Origin of the sequence: Micromonospora terminaliae (assembly GCF_009671205.1) — a bacterium.
GTDB lineage: Bacteria > Actinomycetota > Actinomycetes > Mycobacteriales > Micromonosporaceae > Micromonospora > Micromonospora terminaliae.
Genome location: NZ_CP045309.1, coordinates 585,895 through 608,893, shown reverse-complemented (window position 1 = coordinate 608,893; position 22,999 = coordinate 585,895). Strand labels below are relative to the sequence as shown.

General features: G+C 74.6%; 19 protein-coding genes and 1 pseudogene. 10 read left to right on the top strand and 10 right to left on the bottom strand.

Annotated elements, in window-relative coordinates; all coding sequences use genetic code 11:
* Positions 1-19 precede the first annotated feature (19 nt).
* A pseudogene (locus tag GCE86_RS02810) lies at positions 20-145 on the bottom strand (cellulose binding domain-containing protein); the annotation flags it as partial.
* Positions 146-259: 114 nt separating this feature from the next.
* On the opposite strand from GCE86_RS02810, the gene GCE86_RS02805 reads away from it, so the two are divergent.
* Both GCE86_RS02805 and GCE86_RS02800 read left to right on the top strand, forming a co-directional pair.
* Positions 260-1,222: a TIGR03557 family F420-dependent LLM class oxidoreductase gene (locus tag GCE86_RS02805; protein ID WP_154225448.1), complete on the top strand. Its 963-nt coding sequence runs from the start codon at positions 260-262 to the stop codon at positions 1,220-1,222.
* Positions 1,219-2,064, top strand: coding sequence for an alpha/beta fold hydrolase (locus GCE86_RS02800; RefSeq protein WP_154225447.1), 846 nt, complete (start codon positions 1,219-1,221; stop codon positions 2,062-2,064). The genes GCE86_RS02805 and GCE86_RS02800 overlap by 4 nt, the downstream gene beginning before the upstream one ends.
* Before the next feature lie 149 nt (positions 2,065-2,213).
* Here the strand turns inward: GCE86_RS02800 and GCE86_RS02795 are convergent, their stop codons facing one another.
* From GCE86_RS02795 to GCE86_RS02770, 6 genes are all read right to left on the bottom strand, one after another.
* Positions 2,214-3,017 (bottom strand): endonuclease/exonuclease/phosphatase family protein, encoded by an 804-nt coding sequence (locus GCE86_RS02795; protein ID WP_154225446.1) that lies wholly within the window; start codon positions 3,015-3,017, stop codon positions 2,214-2,216.
* Between the two features lie 10 nt (positions 3,018-3,027).
* A complete protein-coding gene (locus GCE86_RS02790; protein WP_154225445.1) occupies positions 3,028-4,518 on the bottom strand; it encodes a phosphatase PAP2 family protein in 1,491 nt (496 codons plus the stop codon).
* A gap of 78 nt (positions 4,519-4,596) precedes the next feature.
* Entirely contained in the window at positions 4,597-5,598 is a 1,002-nt protein-coding gene (locus tag GCE86_RS02785) for a YihY/virulence factor BrkB family protein (RefSeq protein ID WP_154225444.1), read from the bottom strand.
* Entirely contained in the window at positions 5,591-6,595 is a 1,005-nt protein-coding gene (locus GCE86_RS02780) for a diacylglycerol/lipid kinase family protein (RefSeq protein ID WP_154225443.1), read from the bottom strand. The genes GCE86_RS02785 and GCE86_RS02780 overlap by 8 nt, the downstream gene beginning before the upstream one ends.
* Positions 6,596-6,689: 94 nt before the next feature.
* Positions 6,690-7,265 (bottom strand): Clp protease N-terminal domain-containing protein, encoded by a 576-nt coding sequence (locus GCE86_RS02775; protein WP_154225442.1) that lies wholly within the window; start codon positions 7,263-7,265, stop codon positions 6,690-6,692.
* Positions 7,265-7,501, bottom strand: coding sequence for an HTH domain-containing protein (locus GCE86_RS02770; RefSeq protein ID WP_089010418.1), 237 nt, complete (start codon positions 7,499-7,501; stop codon positions 7,265-7,267). The genes GCE86_RS02775 and GCE86_RS02770 overlap by 1 nt, the downstream gene beginning before the upstream one ends.
* Positions 7,502-7,607: 106 nt before the next feature.
* On the opposite strand from GCE86_RS02770, the gene GCE86_RS02765 reads away from it, so the two are divergent.
* The 4 genes from GCE86_RS02765 to GCE86_RS02750 all read left to right on the top strand — a co-directional run bounded on the left by GCE86_RS02765 (position 7,608) and on the right by GCE86_RS02750 (position 12,734).
* A complete protein-coding gene (locus GCE86_RS02765; protein ID WP_154225441.1) occupies positions 7,608-8,408 on the top strand; it encodes a PP2C family protein-serine/threonine phosphatase in 801 nt (266 codons plus the stop codon).
* Between the two features lie 95 nt (positions 8,409-8,503).
* The gene (locus tag GCE86_RS02760) at positions 8,504-9,340 is read left to right on the top strand and encodes a universal stress protein (protein WP_154225440.1); all 837 of its coding nucleotides are present in this window, start codon (positions 8,504-8,506) and stop codon (positions 9,338-9,340) included.
* Between the two features lie 128 nt (positions 9,341-9,468).
* Positions 9,469-11,871: a phosphoketolase family protein gene (locus GCE86_RS02755; protein WP_154225439.1), complete on the top strand. Its 2,403-nt coding sequence runs from the start codon at positions 9,469-9,471 to the stop codon at positions 11,869-11,871.
* Positions 11,868-12,734: a universal stress protein gene (locus GCE86_RS02750; protein ID WP_154225438.1), complete on the top strand. Its 867-nt coding sequence runs from the start codon at positions 11,868-11,870 to the stop codon at positions 12,732-12,734. The genes GCE86_RS02755 and GCE86_RS02750 overlap by 4 nt, the downstream gene beginning before the upstream one ends.
* 18 nt (positions 12,735-12,752) lie before the next feature.
* Here GCE86_RS02750 and GCE86_RS02745 read toward each other — a convergent pair whose 3' ends face one another.
* The gene (locus GCE86_RS02745) at positions 12,753-15,098 is read right to left on the bottom strand and encodes a heavy metal translocating P-type ATPase (protein ID WP_154225437.1); all 2,346 of its coding nucleotides are present in this window, start codon (positions 15,096-15,098) and stop codon (positions 12,753-12,755) included.
* 191 nt (positions 15,099-15,289) lie between these two features.
* On the opposite strand from GCE86_RS02745, the gene GCE86_RS02740 reads away from it, so the two are divergent.
* Both GCE86_RS02740 and GCE86_RS02735 read left to right on the top strand, forming a co-directional pair.
* Entirely contained in the window at positions 15,290-16,297 is a 1,008-nt protein-coding gene (locus tag GCE86_RS02740) for an Acg family FMN-binding oxidoreductase (RefSeq protein WP_154225436.1), read from the top strand.
* 92 nt (positions 16,298-16,389) lie between these two features.
* Positions 16,390-18,063, top strand: a complete 1,674-nt coding sequence (locus tag GCE86_RS02735) for a GAF domain-containing sensor histidine kinase (RefSeq protein ID WP_204343304.1) — start codon at positions 16,390-16,392, stop codon at positions 18,061-18,063.
* A gap of 19 nt (positions 18,064-18,082) precedes the next feature.
* On the opposite strand, the gene GCE86_RS02730 is transcribed toward GCE86_RS02735, so the two are convergent.
* Positions 18,083-18,721 (bottom strand): response regulator, encoded by a 639-nt coding sequence (locus tag GCE86_RS02730; protein WP_154225434.1) that lies wholly within the window; start codon positions 18,719-18,721, stop codon positions 18,083-18,085.
* 184 nt (positions 18,722-18,905) lie between these two features.
* Here GCE86_RS02730 and GCE86_RS02725 point away from each other — a divergent pair, with 184 nt between their 5' ends.
* A complete protein-coding gene (locus GCE86_RS02725; RefSeq protein ID WP_154225433.1) occupies positions 18,906-19,877 on the top strand; it encodes an Acg family FMN-binding oxidoreductase in 972 nt (323 codons plus the stop codon).
* Positions 19,878-20,118: 241 nt separating this feature from the next.
* Here the strand turns inward: GCE86_RS02725 and GCE86_RS02720 are convergent, their stop codons facing one another.
* A complete protein-coding gene (locus tag GCE86_RS02720) occupies positions 20,119-21,120 on the bottom strand; it encodes an NAD-dependent epimerase/dehydratase family protein (protein ID WP_154225432.1) in 1,002 nt (333 codons plus the stop codon).
* 1,214 nt (positions 21,121-22,334) lie between these two features.
* On the opposite strand from GCE86_RS02720, the gene GCE86_RS02715 reads away from it, so the two are divergent.
* Entirely contained in the window at positions 22,335-22,913 is a 579-nt protein-coding gene (locus GCE86_RS02715; protein WP_154225431.1) for a hypothetical protein, read from the top strand.
* The last annotated feature ends 86 nt before the right edge of the window (positions 22,914-22,999 follow it).

Here is a 22,999-nt window from a genome sequence, read left to right as displayed (position 1 = left end):
GGACCCGGTCACCGGTTGCTCAGCTCGCGGTGCAGGTCACCGCGGGGATCGCGGTGCTGCCGGTCCAGCTGCCGAGGAAGCCGAACGAGGTGCTGGCGCCGGCGCCGAGCCGGCCGTTCCAGTCCACGTTGCGTGCCGTGTACGACTGTCGCCAGCGTCCCCGCCGCCGTCGAGAAGGCCGGCCACCGAAGCGGACACCAGGGTTGACCGCCGCTGCGCGGGGTATCCGAGGACGATCCGCCCGGGAAGGAGCTGTGCCATGGTCAACGTCGGCTACACCCTCATGTGCGAACAGGCCGGACCCAAGCAGCTGGTCGACCACGCCGTCCGCGCCGAGGCCGCCGGCTTCGACCACCTCGTGATGTCCGACCACTACTACCCCTGGCTGGACGAACAGGGCCACTCCCCGTACGCGTGGTCGGTGCTCGGCGCGGTCGCGCACGCCACCAGCCGGGCCGAGCTGATGTCCTTCGTGACCTGCCCGATCCGGCGCTACCACCCGGCGGTGGTCGCCCAGAAGGCCAGCACCATCGGTGTGCTCTCGGACGGGCGGTTCACCCTCGGCCTGGGCGCCGGGGAGAACCTCAACGAGCACGTCGTGGGCGGGTGGCCGCACGTGCAGCAGCGGCACGAGATGTTCGAGGAGGCGCTCCAGATCATCCGGCCGCTGCTCAACGGCGAGACGCTGACCTTCTCCGGAAACCACTTCGAGGTGCCCGACGCCTACGTCTGGGACCGCCCGGAACGCCCGGTGCCCATGGCCGTGGCCGCCTCGGGCCGGCAGTCCGCCACCCTCGCCGCCGACTACGCCGACGCCATGATCGCCACCGACCCGCTGCCGCAGCTGGTCGAGATGTACGAGGAGGCCGGCGGCGCGGGCCGGCCGCGGTACGGGCAGGTGGCCATCTGCTACGGCCCGGACGAGGCCGAGTGCCGCAAGATCGTGCACGACCAGTTCCGCTGGTTCGGCCTGGGGTGGAAGGTCAATGCCGACCTGCCCGGCCCGGACGCGTTCGCCGCGGCCACCCAGTTCGTCCGCGAGGAGGACGTGGCCGAGGGCATCTCCTGCGGACCGGACACCGACCGGCACGTCGAGGCGTTCAAGAAGTTCGTCGACGCCGGGTTCACCCACGTGGCGCTGGTCCAGGTCGGCGGGGACAGCCAGCCGATGTTCCTGGACTGGGCGCAGGAGGAACTGCTGCCCCGGCTCCGCGAGCTGTGACCGGCCGGGTAGTCCGGCCCTCCCCACCGGGGCGCTTCGGGCCGGCCGAGCTGCGGCTGGCCCTGGCCGCGCCCCGCCCGGCCGCCGGCCTGACCAGCGAGTTCCGGCTGATCGACGGCCTGCGCACGCACACCCGCCGCTCGGCGGACCCGGGCGGCGACGTGCCGCCCGTGGTGCTGGTGCACGGCCTCGCCGTCTCGCACCGCTACCTCACCCCGCTGGCCGTGGCCCTGTCCGCCACCCATCCGGTGTACGTGCCGGACCTGCCCGGCTTCGGGCTGACCGAGCGGCCCGGCACGGCGTACGACGTGACCCGGCACGCCGCGTTCCTGGCGGAGTGGCTGGCCGCGTACACGTCGGGGCCGGTCTGCCTGCTCGGCCACTCGTTCGGTGCGGAGGTGGCCGCGGCGCTCGCCGCCCGCCGCCCGGACCTGGTCCGCGCGCTGGTGCTGGCCGGCCCGACCAGCGACCCGGCCGCCCGCTCCCGGCGCGGCCAGATCGGCCGGTGGCTGCTGGACACCCTGTGGGAGGCGAAGTGGCAGGCGCCCATCCTGCTGCGCGACGTCCTCGACGCCCGCCCGTGGCGGGTGTTCGCCACCCTGTCCCACTCGGTGCGCAACACGATCGAGGCGGACCTGGTGCGGGTCACCGCGCCGACGCTGGTGCTGACCGGCGCCCGCGACACCGTCGTCCCGGCCGGCTGGCGCGCGGAGGCGGCCCGCCTGGTGCCGGACGCCCGGACGGCCGCCGTGCCGGGCGCCGCGCACAACGTCGCCACCACCGCGCCCGGCCAGGTCGCCGACGCGATCCGCGACCTGCTGGCGCCCGTCCTGCAAAGGTGAGTCCATGCGCATCGGAAACACGGAGATCCGGCCCGTCGGCGGCGGCCTCGGCTGCCTGCTGATGATCCTCTTCTCGATCGTCGCCTCGGTCGTCCTGACCGTGCTGCTGAACCTGCTCGTCTGAACCGTCCCGGGACCCGGCGGGTCCCTCAGGCGGGCGCCAGCGCCAGGTCGGCGACGACCGGATAGTGGTCGGAGGCGCTGTCCGCGTCGCCGCCGCGGACCACGCGGACCGCACGGGCCGTCGCGGCCAGCGCCGGGGTGGCGAGCAGGTAGTCCAGCCGCATCCCGGCGAACTCCGCCCCGCCGTGCCGGGTCGGCACGGTCAGCCCGGCCGGCTCGCCGCCGCCGGTGCGCGGCCAGAGGTCGACCAGGCCCGCGTCGAGCAGCCGGGCCACTGCGCGGGTGTCGACGGTACGGCCGTCGCGGCGCAGGTGCCGCCGTCGGTAGAGGGGGGCCAGGCCGGCCAGCCGGGCGGTGTGGTCGACGGCCGGCTCCAGGGTGTTCAGGTCACCGGCGAGGAGGGTGAGGTCGCCCCCGGTCCGCCGCACGGCCGCCGCCAGCCAGTCGGCCTCCATCCGCCGCCGCCCGCCCGAGTACGGGTTCAGATGGGTGCTGATCACGGTCAGCGGGCCGGCCGCGGTGCCCACCTGGACGCGCGCGGCGGCGTGGTGGAACGGGCGGCGCACCCGGCTCGCCCGCAGCACCCGCAGCGGCGGGCGGACCAGCACCGCCACCGGCTGCCCGAAACAGGACCGGGCCAGGTGCGGCGCCATGCCCACCCGCTCCGCCAGCCCGGCGAGCCCGCCGCCGGAGTCCAGGCCGCGCAGTTCCTGGAGGGCCAGCAGGTCGGGACGCTGGTCGGCGACCACGGCGGCGATCCGGTCCCGGCGGTCGGTGCCGTCGCGGTCCCGCCCGCCGGTCCGGATGTTCCAGGTCATCACCCGCAGCATCGGCGCCCGATCAGTCCTCCCGGCCGGCCTTGGCCAGCTCGTCGTCGAGCTCGTGCACCTGCTCCGACTCGATGGCCGGCCGGTTGCCCCGGCGCACGTCGGCGTTCGGCCGGACCACCCACCAGAGCAGGGTGAGCCAGAGCGCGCCGAGCAGGATCGCTCCCATGAAGTCCGTCGGGTGGTGCATGCCCCGGTACATCCGGGAGGTGGCCACCCCGACCGGCATGATCACGGCCATCGCCACGAAGAGCCAGCGCCACCAGCGGTCGGTGCGCGGCAGCACGATGATCGCCATGGCGGTCCACAGGCAGATGGTCGCCGCGATGTGCCCGGACGGGAAGGACGAGGTGGGCATCTGCCCGTCCAGGTTCTCCACCGACGGGCGGGGCCGCTCCACCACCCGGGCGCTGGCCAGGAAGAGGCTCAGCTCGCCGAACATGGCCAGGACCACGAACAGCACCGGCCGCCAGCGCTTCCAGATCGCCAGCACGATCGGGCAGAACACCAGCGAGACCAGCAGGATGGCGTGGGTGTCGCCGAACTTGCTCCACCACCAGCTCAGGTCGGTGAGCCCGTCGGTGTGCCGGGCGGCGAACCAGCGCGGCACCTCCGTGTCCAGGGTGTCGAAGACCGTGCCCTTGGCGTGGTAGCTGACGTACATGCCGAAGGCGTAGAGGACGCCGAACACGAGCACCCAGCCCACCAGCAGCTCGGCCACCGACGAGCGGGGGTGCTCCAGCACGTGCTCCTCGGCCGGCGCCGGCTTGATCTCCTGCCCCGCCTCGGGCTCCAGGCCCTCGCTGATCGGGGGCACCGGCCGGCCGCGCTCGCGCCGCCACAGCCGGAAGGCGTACGCGGTGACGCCCAGCCAGGCCGCGCCGAGCAGCCAGCCGCCCAGCACGTCCGAGACGAAGTGCACGCCCAGCGCGATCCGGGTCAGCCCGATGAGCACGACCAGCAGGCCGGCGACGGCGATGGCCGGCTTGCGCCAGCGCGGCGCCACGGCCGGCAGGAACACCAGCAGCAGCGCCCCGTACGCGACGAACGAGCCGAGCGCGTGGCCGCTGGGGAAGCTGTTGCCGGGTGCGTGGGCCACCGGCACGTCCACGACCGGGCGCAGCCGGCCCACCAGGGCCTTGAGCGACGGGTCGAGGATCAGCCCGCCCACGCCCGTGATGATCAGGTAGACGGCGAGCCGGGACTGGCGGCGGATCAGCAGGCCGACCACCGCGATGGTGATCAGCCAGATGAGCACCGGCCGGCCGCCCAGGTCGGTGACCGCCTGGAGCACGGTGACCACCGGATGGTGCGGCGCCACGAGGTGGTTGAACCATTCGGCCGCCTCGTGGTCGGCGTGGTAGAGCGGCCCCCAGTGGAACCGGACGAGCATGAGCAGCACGCCGAACCCGACTCCCGCGCCGGCCACCACGAGCAGCCCCGCCAGGCTCCGCTCGGCGAAATGGCCGAGCGGACGGCGCGTCGCCTCCTTGACCGCGGTCACCCCGCACCTCCCTCGTCTGCTGCGAGGCGCGCAGTACCCGATTCGGACTCCGCGTACACGCCGGAAGCCGCCGCGGCCTCAGAGAGCGGTCATGTCGCCGGTGTCGAGGAGCTCCTCGCGCTCGGCCTCCGGCTCCCAGAGGTCCGGCTGGGCGGGCTCCTCCACCCCGATGCGCATCGCCTCCAACTGGGCGGCGAACGCCAGCCCGCCGAAGAGCGCCATCCCGGTCAGGTTGGCCCAGAGCAGCAGGGCCATCATGCCGGTCAGCGCGCCGTACGTCTGCCCGAACCCGCCGCTGTACTTCACGTAGGCGGCGAGCAGCAGGCTGGCCAGCCACCAGAGCGCGGTGGCGATGCCGGCGCCGAAGAGGAGCCAGGACAGGCCGGGCTGGTTGCGCCGCGGGGCGTGCCGGAACAGCACCGCCACGGCGAGCACGGTCAGGCCGAGGCTGAGCGGCCAGCGGACCACGTCCCAGGCGCCGTGGGCGACGTCGCCCCACTCGTAGTGCCGCCGGACCGAGTCGCCCATGGCCCGGCCGCCGACGAGGATCAGGAACCCGGCCAGCGCGGGAACGCCGGCGACCAGCGCGAGGACTGCGGCGCGCAGGTACTTGAACAGGGCCGGGCGGTCCCGCTCCACGCCGTAGATGCGGTTCGCGCCCCGCTCGATCTGCGCCATGGTGGTGGTGAGCGCCAGAAGGCCGGTCAGCAGGCCGAGGGTCAGCGCCAGTTCACCGGCGTGCTCGGTGCGCTCGGTGTCGGCCAGCAGCTCCTGCACCATCGACTCGCTCTGGCCCGGGGTGATCGCCAGCACGGTGTCGGCGACCACCTTGCCGCCCTCGTCGGCGCCGAGGTCGGTGATGAGGCCGGTGAGCGCGATGAGGAACGGCACCACGGCGAGGCAGAGCTGCAACGCGAAGGCCCGGGAGTGGCTGAAGCCGTCGCCGTAGCGAAACCGGATGAAGGCGTCCCGGAGCAGGCACCAGCCGCCGTGGCGGCGCAGGGTGTGCCAGGCGTCGTCGGCGGACAGCTCCTCCTTCGCCATGAGCCGGGTCTCGGGGACGAGTTTGGTGCTACTCATGCCGGGCCTCCTCGACCAGCCGCTCGCCGCGCTCGGCGGCCGCGTCGGCGTCCACGGACAGGTCGGGGTGGCGCGCCGGCCGCGGCACGCAGAGCCAGAGCGACTCGGGCCGGATCTCGATCTTCAGGGACCGGCCCGGCTCGATGAGGTCGCCGTCGAGCTGCCGCGGTTGGGCGCGGTTGCTGGTGATCTCGACCTTGCGGGCCCGGAACACCTCCATCCGGGGCACGCTGCCCCGGCGCCGCAGCACCGCCCAGCCGAGGGCGAGCCAGTGGCCGAGTGTCCGCGGGGTCAGCACCGCCACGTCGAGCCAGCCGTCGTCCGGCTCGGCGTCGGTGAGCAGGCGTACCCCGCCCTGGAGCCGGCCGACGTTGCCGACCAGGACCGAGCGGGCCCGCCGGCGCAGCGGCGGCCCGCCGTCGATCCGGATGGAGACCCGCATGGGCCGGTCCCGCAGGTGCTTGGCCGCCCCCACCACGTAGGCCGGCCAGCCGAACCGCTTCTTGGTCGTCTCGGAGGTGGAGTCGAGCATCTGCGCGTCGAAGCCCATCCCGGCCATCACGGCGAAGCACTGGTCGCCGACCGCGCCCACGTCGAGCCGGCGCACGCCCCGCTCGACGGCGACCTCCAGCCCGGCGGCGAGGTCGCCGGAGAGGCCGAGGTTGGCGGCGAGCAGGTTGCCGGTGCCCTGGGGCAGCACGGCGAGCGCCACGTCGGTGCCGGCCAGCGCGGTCACGCAGGCCATCACGGTGCCGTCCCCGCCGCAGGCGAAGACCACCTCGGCGCCGGCCTCGACGGCCGCCTCGGTCTGGCCCCGGCCCGGGTCCTCCGCCGTGGTCTCGTACCAGGCCGGCGCGGGCCAGCCGGCGGCCGTGAGGGCTCCGTCCACCGTGCGGCGGAACCCGTCGAGATCGGTCACCTTGGTCGGGTTGACCACCACGGCCGAGCGTGGTGCGGGGTTGTCCGCGGTCAACGGGCTCTTCTCGTCTCCGTCCACGGCGCAAGTGTGCAGCAAGCGGGGCGGCTCAGCGAGCCGACACCGGCCGACGTTGCGAGAACCGCAAACAGGTTTCAACCCCGGCCGGGGCCGCTCACGCCGCCGTGCGCAGCGCCGCCTCGACCCGGTGGCGCAGGTCGTCGAGGTCCGCACCGGCCTCGGTGAGCACCAGCGCGGCCAGCCCGTTGCCCTCCCGCAGCAGCCCGAGCAGGATGTGCTCGGTGCCGATGTGGCGGTGGCGCAGCCGCAGCGCCTCCCGCAGGGACAGCTCCAGCACCTTCTTGGCGCGGGGTGAGAACCGGCCGTCGCCGGGGCGGCGGCCCCACCACCTGCGGGGCGCCGGCGCCGCCTCGCGCAGCGCGTCCGGGCCGAAGGACTCCTCGATCCGCGCGACGATCGCGGCGAGGTCGATGCCGATCTCGCGCAGCGCCGCCGCGTCGGCCGCGCCGAGGCCGTCGACACCGTGCGCGGTGTGCCGGGCCACGGCGGCGCGCAGGTCCTCGGCCCGGATGCCGCCGGCCGACAGCACCCGGACGGCCAGATTGTCGCCGTCGGCGAGCACGCCGAGCAGCAGGTGCTCGGTGCCGACCGGGCGCCGGCCCTCGGTGCGCGCCTCGTCGAGCGCGTGGTGCACCACCGCGCGGGCCCGGTCGGTGAACCGTTCGAACATCACGCCTCCCAGCTTCCGCGGACCGCCGGTCGCCCGGCGTGCTTCTTGTGGACCGCCTGCCGGCTGACCTCGAGGGCGTCGGCGATCTCCTGCCAGGACCAGCCCTGCCGTCGGGCGTTGTCCACCTGGACCACCTCCAGCCGTTCGAGCAGCCGGCGCAGGGCGAGCACGGCCCGCAGCCCGACCTTCGGGTCGGTGCTGCCGGCCGCCGCCGCGAGTTCCGTCGCCTGACTCATGCTGTCAACTTTGGTTGACGGAGCCGCGTTTGTCAACCCCAGTTGACAGGCCGACACTCGCCGCGACCTGCCGATCCGCGACCCCGAGCGGTGTTACGGTCCGCTGGTGTTCCGCCGCCGCCCGCTGGACCAGCCGGTCCAGGCCACCCGCCGGCTGACCGTCGGCCGGCTCACCCTGGAGATCGCCGGGGGCAGCGTGGTCGGGCACCGGTACGCGGAGAACTTCGACGTCCTGCACGTCGACCCGGACCTGCCGCTGGCCGCGGTCGCCGACGGCATGGGCGACGGCGAGGGCAGCCGGGTCGCCGGCACCGCCGCCCTGACCACCTTCGTGGCGCAGGTCCGCGCCGGCTGGCCGGCCGTCGACGCCGCCCGGCTGCGCGCCGCCACGGCCGAGACCCAGCTGCGGGTACGCCGGGCCGGTGCGGGACTGGCCGGGCTGACCGGCTGCACCCTCACCGCCCTGGTCGCCGAGCCCGACGGCGGGCAGGGCTGGCTCGTCCAGCTCGGCGACTCCCGGGCGTACCGGCTGCGCGAGGGGCTGCTCGAACTGGTGACCGTCGACCACACGATGGCCTGGCTCGGCCTGCTGCACGGCTGGTGGCCGCCCGACTCGCCGGAGGCCGCCCGGGCCCGCTACCAGCTGCTGCGCTACGTCGGCCACCCGGACAAGCCCGAGCCGGACCTGCTGGCCGTGCCGCTGCGCAGCGGGGACACCTGGCTGCTCTGCACCGACGGGGTGAGCGACCAGCTCGGCTACCACCGGCTGCGCGACCTGCTGGCGGCGCGCCGCGACCCGGCCCGGACCGCGCAGGCCCTGCTCGCCGCGAGCCTGGCCGAGGGCGGCGAGGACAACGCCACCGCCGTGGTCGTCCGCGTCCACCCGGCCCTGCCCAACCCCCGCTGATCCCTCCCGTCGGCGCCAGTTCCGCCGACCGGGTCCCGGCGGGCACCCGCACGACTACCGTGGGTGAGGACAGCGCGGTCGGGAGGTGAGCCGGGATGCCCGCACCCACCCACGGCGCGGTGGTGGTCGGCGTGGGCGGCTCGGCGGAGGACCTCGAGGTGGTCCGGACGGCCGCCGGGGAGGCCGCCGCGCACGACCGGCCGCTGCACCTGCTGCACGCCTTCAACTGGGCGGCGGCGCTGGAGTCGTTCTCGGTGAGCGGCCCGCGCGCGACCGCCGAGGAGCTGCTGGAGAAGGCCGGGCGGGTGGCCGCCGAGGCCGCGCCGGGACTGCCGGTCACCGACGAGATCGTCGAGGGCGACCCGATCGAGGGGCTGATCCGGGCCTCCGACTCGGCGTTCCTGCTGGCGGTGGGTGACGGCGGCATGGCCGGCTGCGCGTCCTGCGTACCGGCCGACGTTCCGGCCGTGCAGCTCGCCGCCCGGGCCGGCTGCCCGGTGCTGGTCGCCCGGATCGAGCCGCCGCCGCAGGGACCACTGCTGGTCGGCTTCGACGGGTCGGAGAGTTCGCGCGCCACCCTGGCGTACGCCTTCGACTGCGCCGAGAGCCGCGGCACCCGGCTGCTCGCCGTCCGGGTGACGGAGCCCAGCCACCACTCCGACGGCGGCGACGACGGACTGCTCGACGAGGCCGTCTCCCGGTACGGCGCCCGGCATCCCGCGGTGGCCGTCGAGTGCCACACGATCCGCGGCGACCCCGGCGCCGTCCTGCTGGAACAGTCCCGCTCGGCACAGGTGACGCTGGTCGGGGCGCGCGGTGACGAGCCGCTGCGGGGCATGCTGGGCGCGGTCAGCCAGACGCTGCTCTACCACTCGCCGGCCCCGGTGATCGTCGTCCGTGGACTCGACCCCGACGACGAGGACGGGTCATGACGCCCGCCCAGCCCGGGACCTACGGCCCTGATCGACCCGCCGGCCGAGGGACGAGGCTTACCGTGCCGGGGGCGGCCGATCCGCTCCCGGGTGGCAGAAGACCCCGAGCCGCGAGAGGCTAACGCAGCATGGACACCGCGCTGGACCTGCACAGCCCACTGACCGAGGACGAGCTGCGCCGGCTCGACGCCTACTGGCGGGCGGCGAACTACCTCACCGTCGGGCAGATCTACCTGCTCGACAACCCGCTGCTGCGTGAGCCGCTGAAGCCCGAGCACATCAAGCCCCGGCTGCTCGGGCACTGGGGCACCAGCCCCGGCCTCAACCTCCTCTACACGCACCTCAACCGGGTCATCGTCGACCGGGACCTGTCCGCCATCTTCGTCACCGGCCCGGGCCACGGCGGCCCCGCCCTGGTGGCCAACACGTGGCTGGAGGGCACGTACAGCGAGCTCTACCACCACATCGCCCGCGACGAGACCGGCATGCAGCGGCTGTTCCGCCAGTTCTCCTTCCCCGGCGGCATCCCCAGCCACGTGGCGCCGGAGGTGCCGGGCTCGATCCACGAGGGCGGCGAGCTGGGGTACGCGCTGAGCCACGCGTACGGCGCCGCGTTCGACAACCCGGACCTCCTGGTCGCCTGTGTGATCGGTGACGGTGAGGCGGAGACCGGGCCGCTGGCCGGGAGCTGGCTGTCCAACGTCTTCCTCAACCCGGCCCGGGACGGTGCGGTGCTGCCGATCCTGCACCTCAACGGTTACAAGATCGCCAATCCGACGGTGCTCGACCGGATCCCCGCCGAGGACCTGCTCGACCAGATGCGCGGCTTCGGCTACCAGCCGTACGTCGTCGAGGGCGACGACCCGGCCCGGGTGCACCAGCTCCTCGCCGCCACCCTGGACCGGGTGGTCGACGAGATCGCCGAGATCCAGCGCCGGGCCCGCACCGGTGGCGAGGTCGAGCGCCCCCGCTGGCCGATGATCGTCCTCCGTACGCCGAAGGGCTGGACCGGGCCGGCGGACGTCGACGGCAAGCAGGTCGAGGGCACGTTCCGCGCCCACCAGGTGCCCATCGACGAGGTCCGCGACAACCCCGCGCACCTGGCCGAGCTGGAGCGCTGGCTGCGCAGCTACCGGCCGGAGGAGCTGTTCGACGCCACCGGCGCGCCGGTCCCCGACCTGGCCGACCTGCCCCCCACGGGCGACCGGCGGATGAGCGCCAACCCGGTGGCCAACGGCGGGCGGCTGCTGCGCGACCTGGAGCTGCCGGACTTCCGCGACTACGCGGTCGACGTCAAGGAGCCGGGCACCCCGATGGCCGGCGCCACCGGCGCGCTGGGCCCGTGGGTCCGGGACGTGATCACCCGTAACCCGGAGACCTTCCGCCTGTTCGGCCCGGACGAGGTCGCCTCGAACCGGCTCGGCGCCGTCTTCGAGGTCACCGACCGGGCGTTCGTCGGCAGCCGGTTGCCGGGCGACGACCACCTCTCCCCCGACGGCCGGGTCATGGAGGTGCTCTCCGAGCACCTGTGTCAGGGCTGGCTGGAGGGCTACCTGCTGACCGGCCGGCACGGCCTCTTCACCAGCTACGAGGCGTTCATCCACATCGTCGACTCGATGGTCAACCAGCACGCCAAGTGGCTCAAGGTGACCCGGCAGATCCCGTGGCGGGCGCCGGTGGCGTCGCTGAACTACCTGCTCTCCAGCCACGTCTGGCGGCAGGACCACAACGGCTTCTCGCATCAGGACCCGGGCTTCATCGACCACGTGGTGAACAAGAAGGCCGAGGTCGTGCGGGTCTACCTGCCGCCGGACGGCAACACCCTGCTCTCCACCATGGACCACTGCCTGCGCAGCCGGCACTACATCAACGTGGTGGTGGCCGGGAAGCAGCCGGCGCCCAACTGGCTGACCATGGAGGAGGCCATCCAGCACACCCGCCGCGGCCTGGGCATCTGGGACTGGGCCAGCACCGACGACGGCAGCGAGCCGGACGTCGTGCTCGCCTGCGCCGGCGACGTGCCGACCCTGGAGACACTCGCGGCGGCCGGCCTGCTCCGCCAGCACCTGCCCGACCTGAAGGTACGGCTGGTCAACGTGGTCGACCTCATGCGCCTGCAACCGCCGTCGGAGCACCCGCACGGCCTGCCGGACAGCGAGTTCGACACCATCTTCACCCGCGACAAGCCGGTCATCTTCGCCTACCACGGCTACCCGTGGCTGATCCACCGGCTCACCTACCGCCGGACCAACCACGACAACCTCCACGTGCGCGGCTACAAGGAGGAGGGCACCACCACCACGCCGTTCGACATGGTGATGCTCAACGACCTCGACCGCTTCCACCTGGTCATCGACGTCATCGACCGGCTGCCCGGGCTGCGCTCACGCGCCGCCCACCTGCGCCAGGAGATGGTGGACCTCCGGCAGGCCTGCCGCGACTACACCCGGCAGCACGGCGAGGACGACCCCCGGGTCGCCGAGTGGCGCTGGATCCGCGAGACCGACCCGAGCGTGCGGAGCGGGGCATGAACGGCGAGGAGATCCTGGTCGGCTACGACGGCTCCGCCGACGCGACGGTGGCCCTGAACTGGGCGCTGGACGAGGCGGGCCGCTCGGGCCGGCCGGTCCGCCTGGCGTACGTCTTCGAGTGGCTGACGGTGGCCGGCTGGATCGGTCCCGGCGTGGCCCCCGGCGTCTGGCCCGACGAGACCGCCCGGCGGCAGGTCGAGGAGCTGGTCCGCCGCACGGCCGCGGACGCCGCCGCGGACCGGCCGGGGCTGACCGTGCACGGCGAGGTCTTCGACGGCCCGCCCGCGCTGGTCCTCCAGGAGCGCTCCGCCGACGCGGGCATGCTGGTGCTGGGCAGCCGCGGCCACGGCGGCTTCGCCGGGCTGCTCACCGGCTCCACCGCCGTCAGCGTCACGGCCCACGCGCACTGCCCGGTGATCGTGGTCCGGGACGGCCGGCCCGCCACGTCCGGGCCGGTGGTCGTCGGCGCGGACGGCTCCCCGTCCTCGGTGGAGGCGCTGGGCTTCGCCATCGAGCGGGCGGCGCAGCGGGACGTGCCGGTACGGGCGCTGCGGGTCTGGGAGCCGCCTCGCGAGGGGCGGGTGCCGCCGGGCTTCGACCCGGAGGAGGCCGGCGCCACCGAGCGGGCCGCGGCCGAGGCGGACCTGGCCCCCTGGCGGGAGACCTTCCCGGACGTGCCGGTCGAGGTGGTGGCGAACCCGGGCAGCCCCTCCGCGCTGCTGGTCGAGGAGAGCCGGTCGGCCCAGCTCGTGGTCGTGGGCAGCCGGGGCCGGGGCGGACTGCGCGGGATGCTGCTCGGCTCGGTCAGCCAGCAGCTCATCCAGCACGCCCAGTGCCCGGTCGCCGTGGTCCGCGAACGCTGACCCCCAGGTGGCGACGGGTCAGCGGGTGTCGGGGTGGTCGTCGGCGGGGCTGAGCGAGAAGTAGTCCTCCTCCTCCTGCGCCAGGTGCAGCCGGAGGACGGCGTCCAGGCCGTAGAGCGCGGCCAGCAGGTCCGGCACCTCGTCGGGGCGCAGCCGGCCGTCGGGCTGGGCCGCCAGGTGACCGCCGATCCGGTCCACCAGCCGGCTGATCTCCACGTGCGCACGGCTCATCGTGGAGGTGGCCTCCTCGCCGCCCAGCGGGGCGGCCAGGGCCGGGTAGAGCTGCCGTTCCTCGGCCGCCTCGTGCGGCAGCACGTCGTCGACCAGCCGGCGGTGCACCGCCCGCAGCGCCGGCACGCACTCCGGCGCGTCGGGGCGGGTGGCCACCAGGTCGGCGGTGTCCCGTAGCCGGGCCAGGACGTCGCGGACACCGCCGTGCTCGCCCGCGTACCGGTCGAGGAGTTCACGCGTGTGCGGGGGGACGTCCCGGCGGCGCAGGCCGCCGCGGAGGGCGCGCAGCGCGTTGACGATCACCAGCACGTCGATGCCCTCCTGGAGGAAGGCGCCGGCGACCGGGGGCAGCCCACCGGCGGCGGCCACCACCATGGCCACCACGGCCAGTCCCATCCCGACGGAGGCGCTCTGCACCGCGATGCGGCGGGCGTACCGGGCGATCTCGACGGCGTCGGCGAGCCGGTCCAGCCGGTCCACGGTGAGCACCGCGTCGGCCACGTCGGCGGAGGCGGTCGCCCCGGTGGCGCCCATGGCCACCCCGACGTGCGCCGCGGCCAGCGCCGGGGCGTCGTTCACCCCGTCGCCGACCATGACGGTCACCGCCCGGCCGGACTCCGCCTTCACCCGGGCGACCTTCTCCGCGGGCGAGCACTGCGCGATCACGTCGTCCACCTCGACGGTCCGCGCGACCTGCTGGGCGGTGCGCGGCCGGTCGCCGGTCACCATGACGAGCCGGTCCAGCCCGGCCTCCCGCAGCCGCCGGACGGTACGCCGGGCGTCGGGCCGGACCGGGTCCTCGAGGAGGATCGCGCCGAGCGGGCCGTGCTCGTCGCTGACCCAGACGGTGGAGCGTCCGGCCAGCTCGGCCCGCTCGCGGACCCGGTGCGCCCACTCGGGCGGTTCGCCGGCGAGCTGGCCCACCCGGACCAAGCGGCCGTCGACCCGGCCGGTCACCCCGCGTCCCGGCTCCTCGGTGACCCCGGTCGGCTCGGTCAGCGGCAGCCCCTGCTCGCGGGCCTGCCGGACCAGGGCGGCCGCCAGCACGTGCGGGGAGAGCTGTTCGACGGAAGCGGCCAGCCGCAGCAGCTCGTCCCGGTCGCCGCCGGGGGCGACCACCGTCTCGGCGGCGCGCGGGCGGCCCGCCGTGAGCGTGCCGGTCTTGTCCAGCAGGAGGGTACGTGCCCGGCCGAGCAGCTCCAGGGACCCGCCGTCGCGGACCAGCACGCCCCGGCGGGCCACCCGGGACAGCCCGGACACGATGGCGATCGGGGTGGCCAGCAGCAGCGGGCACGGGGTGGCCACCACGAGCACCGCCACGGCCCGCAGGAACTCGCCGGAGAGCAGCCAGGCCAGCCCGGCCAGCACGAGGGTGAACGGCACGAACGCCGCCGCGTACCGGTCGGCGAGCCGGACCATCGGGGCCTTGCGCGCGGTGGCCTCCTCGGCCAGCCGGACGATCCCCGCGTACGTGCTCTCCGCGGCGCTCTTCCCGGCCCGCAGCCCGAAGCCGGCGCCGGCGTTGACCACGCCGCTGGCCACCTGCTCGCCGGCGGCGCGGGTGACCAGCTGCGACTCGCCGGTGACCACCGACTCGTCCAGCGTGGCGGGCTCCTCGACGGTCCCGTCCACCGGCACGACGTCGCCGGGGCCGACCACGAGCCGGTCGCCGGCCGCCACGCGGTCCAGCGGCACCACCTCGATCCGGCCGCCCGGGGCGCGCCGCCGGGCCTGCCGGGGCGCCCGTTCCAGCAGCGCGCGCAGGTCGCGGCTGGCCCGGCGCTGGGCGTACTCCTCCAGGGCCCGGCCCGTGGCGACCATCACGGCGATCACCGCGCCGGCCAGGTACTCGCCGACCAGCAGCGCGCCGGCCAGGGCCAGCACCGCGATCACGTCCACCCCGAACTGCCGCCGCCAGAGCTGCCGCAGGGTCGTCCAGACCGCCGGCCCGAGCGCCACCACGGTCACCGCCGCCCAGACCAGGTCGGCGGTGCCACGCCGCCCGGCGATCCACAGCCCGGCGCCGGCCAGCACGGCCAGGGTGAGCAGGATCAGCGGCGCCCACTCCCGCCGCTCCAGCGGGCGTCGCCGCACCGGCCGCTCCGGTACGCACTCCCGCGGTTCCGCCCCCACATGCGGATCGTCTCAGCGCCCCGGCGGCCCGGGTAGGGCAAACGTGGGTAATCCGACGGGTCGAAGGGCCCGTGCGTGCGGGACGTCGGACGCGTGCGGCCATCGCGGACATGGCCGAGGATGGAGCGGGCAAGCCCACCCGGACGCCCCGGGCGTGGGGCACGATGGGGAGAGACAGGAAGGTCGTGACGATGAGCCACGAGACGCCGGCTACGGACCGCCCGCTGACCACCGCGCTCGCGGAGGCCGCCGGAATGGCCGGCCACGCCCCCTCGGTGCACAACACCCAGCCGTGGCACTGGACCGTGCTGCCCGACGCGCTGGAGCTGCGCGTGGTCCGGGAGCGGCACCTCAGCGTCCTGGACCCGGAGGGCCGGCTGCTGGTGCTGAGCTGCGGCGTCGCGCTGCACCACGCCCGGATGGCGCTGGCCGCCGAGGGCTGGACGCCGGTGGTGGAGCGGGTGCCCGACCCCGGCCAGCCCGACCTCCTCGCCCGGCTGACCGGATTCAAGCCCACCGGGGCAGACCCGGACGCCATGCGCACGGTCCAGTGCATGCAGGTCCGACACACCGACCGCCGGCCGGTCAGCGAGGAGCCGATCCCGACCGCCGTGCTGGGCGAGATCGACCGGGCGGCCACCCGGGAGGGCGTCAACCTGCAGGTGCTGAACGACGACCAGAAGATCGAGCTGGCCGCCGCGGCCCAGCAGGCGGCGGCCGTCGAGAAGGGCAGCCCGGACCTGCAGGAGGAGCTGGCGTACTGGACCACCCGGGCCCGGGCCGGCACCGGGCTGCCCCCGGAGGTGGTGCCGGAGCGGGCCCCCGAGACCACCGTCCCGGCCCGCGACTTCGGCCCCGGCACACTGCCTGTCGGTGAGGGGCACGACCGGGCCGCCGTCTACGGGATCCTCTGGGGCACCGAGGACGAGCCGGACAGCTGGCTGCGCGCCGGCGAGGCGCTCTCCGCCGCCTGGCTCACCGCCACCCGGCACGGCGTGTCCCTGGTGCCGCTCTCCGGCGTGGTGGAGGTCGACAGCACCCGACAGACGCTCCGGCAGATGCTGTCCGGCCTCGGCTTCCCGTACATCTCGATGCGCCTCGGCCTGGCCGACCCGACGCACGCCGGCCCCCCGCACACCCCGCGGCTGGACGTCGCGCAGACCGTCGACACGTCGGCGGTACGCGGCCAGCTCTCCTGACGGATCTCCGGCCGGCGGCCACCAGGCGATAGCATCGCCCGGTGGCCAGCGCACCGAATCCACGCAACGAGAACGTCACCCCCTCGCTGGGGCTGACCCCGCTGTCCCGGGTTCGGCTCGACGAACTGCTCCAGGAGATGCTGGACCGGGTCGGCGAGGTGGTCACCAACCGGGAGCGGCTACGCGCCCTGCTCGACGCGGTGGTCGGCATCGGCTCCGACCTCGACCTGCGCAGCACGCTGCAGCGAATCGTGGCGTCGGCCTGCGAGCTGGTCGGCGCCCGCTACGGCGCGCTCGGCGTGATCGGCGCTGACCGGCTGCTGCACGACTTCATCGTCCACGGCATCAGCGACGAACTGCACGCGCAGATCGGTGAGCTGCCGCACGGGCGGGGCGTGCTCGGCCTGCTCATCGACGACCCCCGCCCGCTGCGCATGCCGGACATCACCCGGCACCCCCGGTCCTACGGCTTTCCGCCGAACCACCCGCCGATGCACAGCTTCCTCGGCGTCCCGGTGCGCATCCGGGACCACGTGTTCGGCAACCTCTACCTGGCCGAGAAGCAGGGCGCCGCCGAGTTCACCGAGGACGACGAGGAGATCGTGGTCGCGCTCGCCGCGGCGGCCGGCGTGGCCATCGAGAACGCCCGCCTCTACGCCCTGGCGCACCGGCGGGAACGCTGGCTGGCCGCGACCGCCGAGATCACCTCGGTACTGCTCGGTGAGGTCCGCCGCACCGACGCGCTGACCCTGGTCGCCCGGCGGGCCCGCGAGGTCGCCGAAGCGGAACTGGCCCTCGTCCTGCTCTACGACGAGGACGAGCGCCAGTTCACCGTCGAGGTGGTCGACGGCGCCGACGGCGACGCCGCCCGGAAACTGGTCGGTGCGGTGCTGCCCGCCGGCGAGACCACCTTCGTCGGCTCGGTCACCGACCGCCGCCACGAGCTGCTGGAGAACCTCGCCCAGGCGGCCCCCTGGCCGCACCCCGTCGTCAGCGGGCCGGCCGTGGTGTCACCCCTCGCCGCGGCGGACACCCTGCACGGCGTGCTGGTCGTCGCGCACCGGCCCGACCGCGGTCCCGCGGCCGAGGACGACGTGGCCCTGCTCGGCAGCTTCGCCGGTCAGGCGGCGCTGGCCATGGAACGGGCGCGGGGCCAGGAGGAACGGGAGCTGCTGGTGGTCCTGGAGGACCGCGAGCGCATCGCCCGCGACCTGCACGACGTGGTGATCCAGCGGCTGTTCGCCACCGGCCTGCAGTTGCAGAGCGGCGCCATGAACGCCCGCCCCGAGGTGGCCAAGCGGATCAACCAGGCGGTCGACGACCTGGACGCCACCATCCGCGACATCCGCCGCACGATCTTCGAGCTGCGCACCCCCATGAGCGCGGCGCTGCGCACCGAGATCCGCGAGGCCATCGAGGCGGCCGCCGAGTCCCTGGGCTACCGGCCCGACCTCGACCTCGTCGGGCCCATCGACAGCGCTGTCCCCGACCAGCTCCGCCCCGAACTCACCGCCGTGCTCCGCGAGGCGCTCTCCAACGCGGTACGCCACGCCCAAGCCGACCGGGTGTCGGTGCGGGTGCAGGTCGACGCGGGCCGGGTGAGCGTCACGGTCACCGACGACGGCGTGGGCTGCGACCCGGAGGCGGCCCGCAGCGGCCTCGTGAATCTGCGCGAGCGGGCCGAACGGCTGGGCGGCGACTTCCAGCTCGGCCGGGTGGCCCCGCACGGCACCGAGCTGCGCTGGAGCGTGCCGCTGCGCGACTGAGCGGGCGGGGCGCCCCGGCTCAGTGGCTCTTGCCGAGCAGCCGGGTGGCCAGCACGGCGGCCTGCGTACGACGCTCGAGGCCGAGCTTGGCCAGCACGCTGGACACGTAGTTCTTCACCGTCTTCTCGGCGAGGAACATCCTGCCCGCGATCTCCCGGTTGGTGAGCCCCTCGGCCACGTATTCCAGGATCCGCCGCTCCTGCTCGGTGAGCGACTTCAGCTCGCGCGGCTGCTCGACGCCGCTGCGGATCCGCTCCAGCACCCGGGTGGTGATCGCCGGGTCGAGCAGGGACTGCCCGGCCGCCACCCGCCGGACCGCGTCCACGAGGTCGGTGCCGCGGATCTGCTTGAGCACGTAACCGGCGGCGCCCGCCATGATCGCCGCGAAGAGCGCCTCGTCGTCCTCGTACGAGGTGAGGATCAGTCCCTTGATCGACGAGTCCACGGCGCGGACGTCCCGGCACACGTCGATGCCGTTGCCGTCGGGCAGCCGGGCGTCGAGGATCGCCACGTCGGGGCGGAGGGCCGGGATACGGCGGGCCGCCTCCTGCGCGGAGCCGGACTCGCCGACCACCTCGATGTCGCCGCTGCTCTGGAGCAGGTCGGCAAGGCCACGACGGACGACCTCGTGGTCGTCGAGCAGGAACACGCGGATCATCCGTCCTTTCTACCCTCCCGCCCGCGGGTCCCGCACGGGCCGAAGGTCCCGACCGGCACGCGGCCGCGGCGGGCAGACGGACCCGCCCAGGTGGGGACCTCCGGCCCTGCTCGCCGCCCCACCCCGTGACGGACGGTGGAAACGGGCCGGCCGGCAGGTCGGCCCGCACGGAGGGAGCAACGCCATGACCACGGGCTACACGGCCGACCAGCTGCGGGAAGCCGCCGCGGACGCGGTGCGCGCGCCGTCGCTGCACAACACCCAGCCCTGGCGGTTCCGCCTCGTCGACGGCGGGATCGAAATCGCCGTCGACCCGCGGCGCCGGCTGCCGGCCACCGACCCGAGCGGCTGGGGCGCCCGGATCGCCTGCGGGGCGGCCCTGTGCAACCTGCGGCTGGCCCTCGCCGTGGCGGGCACGCCGGCCACGGTCCGGCTCCGCCCGTACCCCGGCGACCCGGACGTGGTGGCCCGGCTCGTCCCCGACGTGCCGCGCCGGCCCACCCCCGCCGAGCAGAGCCTGCACGGCGCAATCTCCCGCCGGTTCAGCAACCGGGCGCCGTTCTGGCCCGACCCGGTCCCCGCCGACGCGCGCTGGCGCCTCGGCGAGGCCGCCCGGGCCGAGCAGTGCTGGCTGGAACTCGTCATCGGCACCACGGCGGTCAACGCCTTCGCCGAGATCGCCCGCAGCGCACACCGGGTACTGGAGCGCGACCCCGCCTACGTCACCGAACGGAAGCGGTGGATCCGCTCCGAGCCCTCCCCCGACGGCGTGCCGACCGCCGCGGGCGGCCCGCAGAGCGAACCGCAGGACCTGCTGCCACAGCGCGGCTTCGGCGGCCGCAACCGCGCCCCCGGCCGCGACTTCGAACCCGAACCGCTGGTCGCCGTCCTCGGCTCGACCGGCAACACCGCCACCGACCAGATCGTCGCCGGGCAGGCCCTGCAACGGGTGCTGCTCACCGCCACCGACGCCGGCCTGGCCGTGTCGATGCTCTCCCAGCCGATCGAGGTGCCCGGGGCCCGGGAGGCGCTGCGGCTGTCGCTGGGCCGGTTCGGCACGCCGCAGATGGTGATGCGGATCGGGTACGGCCAGCCCGGCCGCACCACCCCGCGCCGCCCGGTCGACGACGTGCTCGACCTGCCGGTGGTGCACTGACAGCCGGCGGTCGCGCCGGTCGTCGTGGCACGTCGTCCCCGCCGGTCGTCACCAGTCGTTGCCGCCGGGCGTCGCAGGTCGTCGCCGCCGGTCGTCGCCGCACGTCGTCCCCGCCGGTCGTCGCCAGTCGTTGCCGCCGGGCGTCGCAGGTCGTCGCCGCACGTCGTCCCCGCCGGTCGTCGCCAGTCGTTGCCGCCGGGCGTCGTCGCAGGTCGTTGCCGCCGGGCGTTGTCGCCGGCGGTCAGGCCGGCAGGGCGGTCAGGAGGGCGGCCTCGCGTTCCGGGGCCAGGCCGACCGGCGCCCGTGCCGGGCGTCCCGCCCGGGCCGGCACCTGGCCCACCTCGCCCAGCCAGCGCCAGGTGTCCGCGACCGTCTCGGCGGCCGGCCGGCAGGCCAGGCCCGCCGCGTAGGCCCGCTCGACGTCCCGCTCCTGCAACCAGCGGTACTCGTGCCCGAGCGGGATCCAGATCGGCAGGTCGTTCCACGGCTCGACGCCCGCCGCCAGGAGCGCGTCCGGGTCCGTCCACCGCAGCGTCGCGTCCGCGCCGGTCACCGCCACGGCCGCGTCGAGCAGCTCACCCATCGTCGTGTGCCCGGTCCGACTGACCACGTTGTACGCCCCGCCGGCGCCCTCGCTCCCCCGGTCCAGCAACCAGATCGCCAGGTCCCGCGCGTCGACGTACTGCACCGGCAGGTCACGCGGGCCGGGCGCCAGCACCTCGCCGCCCCGGGCGATGCGGTGCAGCCACCAGGGCAGCCGCCCGATGTCCTCACCCGGCCCGAGGATCAGCCCGGCCCGCACCAGCAGCGCCCGCTCGCCGAACACCTCCACGGCGGCCCGCTCCCCGCCCGCCTTGTTCTGCGGGTAGTCCCCGTCGCCCGCGTCCGCCCCGGCCTCGACGACCGGCGCGTCCTCGCCCGTGCCCAGCCCGACGGGCGGCGCGTAGACCGAGCCGCTGGAGACGTAGACGTAGTGCGGGACGGCGCCGGCCAGGGCACGCGCCGCGTCCCGGACCGCCCGGGGCGCGCCGTCCCAGGTGTCCACCACGAGGTCCCACTCGCCGCCCGCGAGGGCCGCCAGCCCGTCCGGCGCGGTGCGGTCACCCCGCAACCGGTGTACGCCCTGGGGCACGCTGCCGTGCAGCCCCCGGTTGAACACGGTCACGGACCAGCCGCGGCGTACCGCCTCGGTCACCACGGCCCCACCGACGAATCCCGTACCGCCCAGCATCAGCACTCTCATATGTCCCACCCTGCCCCGCCGTTGCCGCTTCCGTGAGTGGTGTTCACGGTGAGCGGATCTGCCGAGGGCAGAAGCCGCCGCCCGTTGCTCCGCTCCACCTCGCCGCCCGTCCCGGCGACCTGCTGCCCTCGCGCCATTGGCCTTGCCGTGCCCGGGCGCCGCCTGCCCTGCCGCCGCAACTCGCGCGGATCTTGGCGACCTACCGTTCGCTGCGAACGACAACTCACCAAGATCGCAGGTGGCTGGGCGCGAGGAGCGCATGCCCTGTCCCGTCGCGTCCCGTCCCGCCGCGGCGCCGTCGCCGGGGTGTGCCGTCGTCGCCCTTCGCTCTGCAGCCTCATACGCAGCACCGGAGGTTCCGGGGTGTTGCTTCCATGGCTGCCGAGCAAGGCGGTGAGCGTGGCGATCTCGGCGGCCGGGTCGACGTCGCGGGGATGTGTGGGTGGGTGGCGCCTGAGCGGTTCGGGCAATCTGGCGCGTGTCCGCTTCGCGCCCGATGACGGCGCTGGGTTGGAACGGTATGGAGGTTTCCCGAGTCCGGATACATCCATGCCGTTCCACCGATCGCCGTGAACGGGTGCCTGTCGGCTACCGGCGCGCCCCGCCTGGGGTTGAGTGGGACGTCATGGGTGTCTCCCCGGGCCGGGATACCGCCGTGGTGTTCCACTGACGGGTTCCGGGCGGGGAGGGTGTGTTTCGCGCTGTCTCGGCGGGTGAGTGGAACAGCATGGGTGTCTCCGCGGCCTGGATGCACCCATGGGGTTCCACTCACCCCGGGGCCGGGCGTCATGTGCATGCGGTTCTGGCGCGATCTTGGACAGTTGCTGTTCGCAGCGAACGGTAACTGTCCAAGATCTGCGGCCGGCGCGACGATCGTTGCGCGGCTTGGGGTGAATGTCCGGATCGGGGTTGTGATCGGCGGCATCCCGGCGCCGGAATGGCCGGCGGGCGGGGGTCGTTGTATCCGGGTGAACGACCGAGGAGGGCGCCCCGCGAGCCGGGGTGGGCCGGGCCCCCGGACCGCCCCCGAGATGGGCGCGGCGATCGCGGAATGATGGTGGCCCGCCGGTCGTTGTACATGGTCCCGGCGCGACGAAGAGGCTCAGCCCCGCGCGCTGGTGGATCCCCCCAAGACTTTCTTTGAGCGCCTGACGTGGTGCTTGCGCACGGCCGACCCCCATCGGTGTGTGCGCCAACCCCCGAGGAGCTTTCTCATGAACACGATGCTGCGGAAGAGCGTGCTGGGTATTGCTGGTCTGGCCTTCACCGGTGGGATCTTCGCCGGTCCGGTCGCCGCCCACGCCGACGCTGCCCCGGTGCAGGGCACCAAGCCGGCTGCGGTCGCGGTGCAGGGTGACAAGCTGATCCCGCACGGCGTGCAGGGCGCGCAGTCGAAGATCGACCTGAATGACGAGCAGCTGGCCAACGCCAAGGCGATCATCGCCGCGACGAAGAAGGCCGGTCTGCCGGAGCGGGCGGCGGTCATCTCGATCGCGACCAGCCTGCAGGAGTCGAAGCTGGAGAACCTGGGCCACCTCGGCGACGCCAACGACCATGACTCGCTGGGCCTGTTCCAGCAGCGCCCGTCCAGTGGTTGGGGTTCGCCGGAGCAGATCACCGACCCCGAGTACGCCACCCTGGCGTTCGAGAAGGGCCTGAAGCAGGTCGACGGCTGGCAGGACATGCCGCTGACCGAGGCCGCCCAGACCGTGCAGGTCTCGGCCTACCCCGACGCGTACGCGCAGTGGGAGCAGCAGGCCGCCGACATCGTCGCCCACAACTGGAACAGCTGACACACACAACGCACCGCTGGCCGGCACCCCAACACACGGGGTGCCGGCCAGCGGCGTCAGCAGGCCCGGCACCGCGGAACAACGGC

What these genes read in the sequence shown, in the direction of transcription:
- GCE86_RS02805 (WP_154225448.1), top strand. Translation starts at nt 260, where the DNA reads ATGGTCAACGTCGGCTACACCCTCATGTGCGAACAGGCCGGACCCAAG.
- GCE86_RS02795 (WP_154225446.1), bottom strand. Translation starts at nt 3,017, where the DNA reads ATGCTGCGGGTGATGACCTGGAACATCCGGACCGGCGGGCGGGACCGC.
- GCE86_RS02785 (WP_154225444.1), bottom strand. Translation starts at nt 5,598, where the DNA reads ATGAGTAGCACCAAACTCGTCCCCGAGACCCGGCTCATGGCGAAGGAG.
- GCE86_RS02775 (WP_154225442.1), bottom strand. Translation starts at nt 7,265, where the DNA reads ATGTTCGAACGGTTCACCGACCGGGCCCGCGCGGTGGTGCACCACGCG.
- GCE86_RS02770 (WP_089010418.1), bottom strand. Translation starts at nt 7,501, where the DNA reads ATGAGTCAGGCGACGGAACTCGCGGCGGCGGCCGGCAGCACCGACCCG.
- GCE86_RS02760 (WP_154225440.1), top strand. Translation starts at nt 8,504, where the DNA reads ATGCCCGCACCCACCCACGGCGCGGTGGTGGTCGGCGTGGGCGGCTCG.
- GCE86_RS02755 (WP_154225439.1), top strand. Translation starts at nt 9,469, where the DNA reads ATGGACACCGCGCTGGACCTGCACAGCCCACTGACCGAGGACGAGCTG.
- GCE86_RS02750 (WP_154225438.1), top strand. Translation starts at nt 11,868, where the DNA reads ATGAACGGCGAGGAGATCCTGGTCGGCTACGACGGCTCCGCCGACGCG.
- GCE86_RS02740 (WP_154225436.1), top strand. Translation starts at nt 15,290, where the DNA reads ATGAGCCACGAGACGCCGGCTACGGACCGCCCGCTGACCACCGCGCTC.
- GCE86_RS02730 (WP_154225434.1), bottom strand. Translation starts at nt 18,721, where the DNA reads ATGATCCGCGTGTTCCTGCTCGACGACCACGAGGTCGTCCGTCGTGGC.
- GCE86_RS02725 (WP_154225433.1), top strand. Translation starts at nt 18,906, where the DNA reads ATGACCACGGGCTACACGGCCGACCAGCTGCGGGAAGCCGCCGCGGAC.
- GCE86_RS02720 (WP_154225432.1), bottom strand. Translation starts at nt 21,120, where the DNA reads ATGAGAGTGCTGATGCTGGGCGGTACGGGATTCGTCGGTGGGGCCGTG.
- GCE86_RS02715 (WP_154225431.1), top strand. Translation starts at nt 22,335, where the DNA reads ATGAACACGATGCTGCGGAAGAGCGTGCTGGGTATTGCTGGTCTGGCC.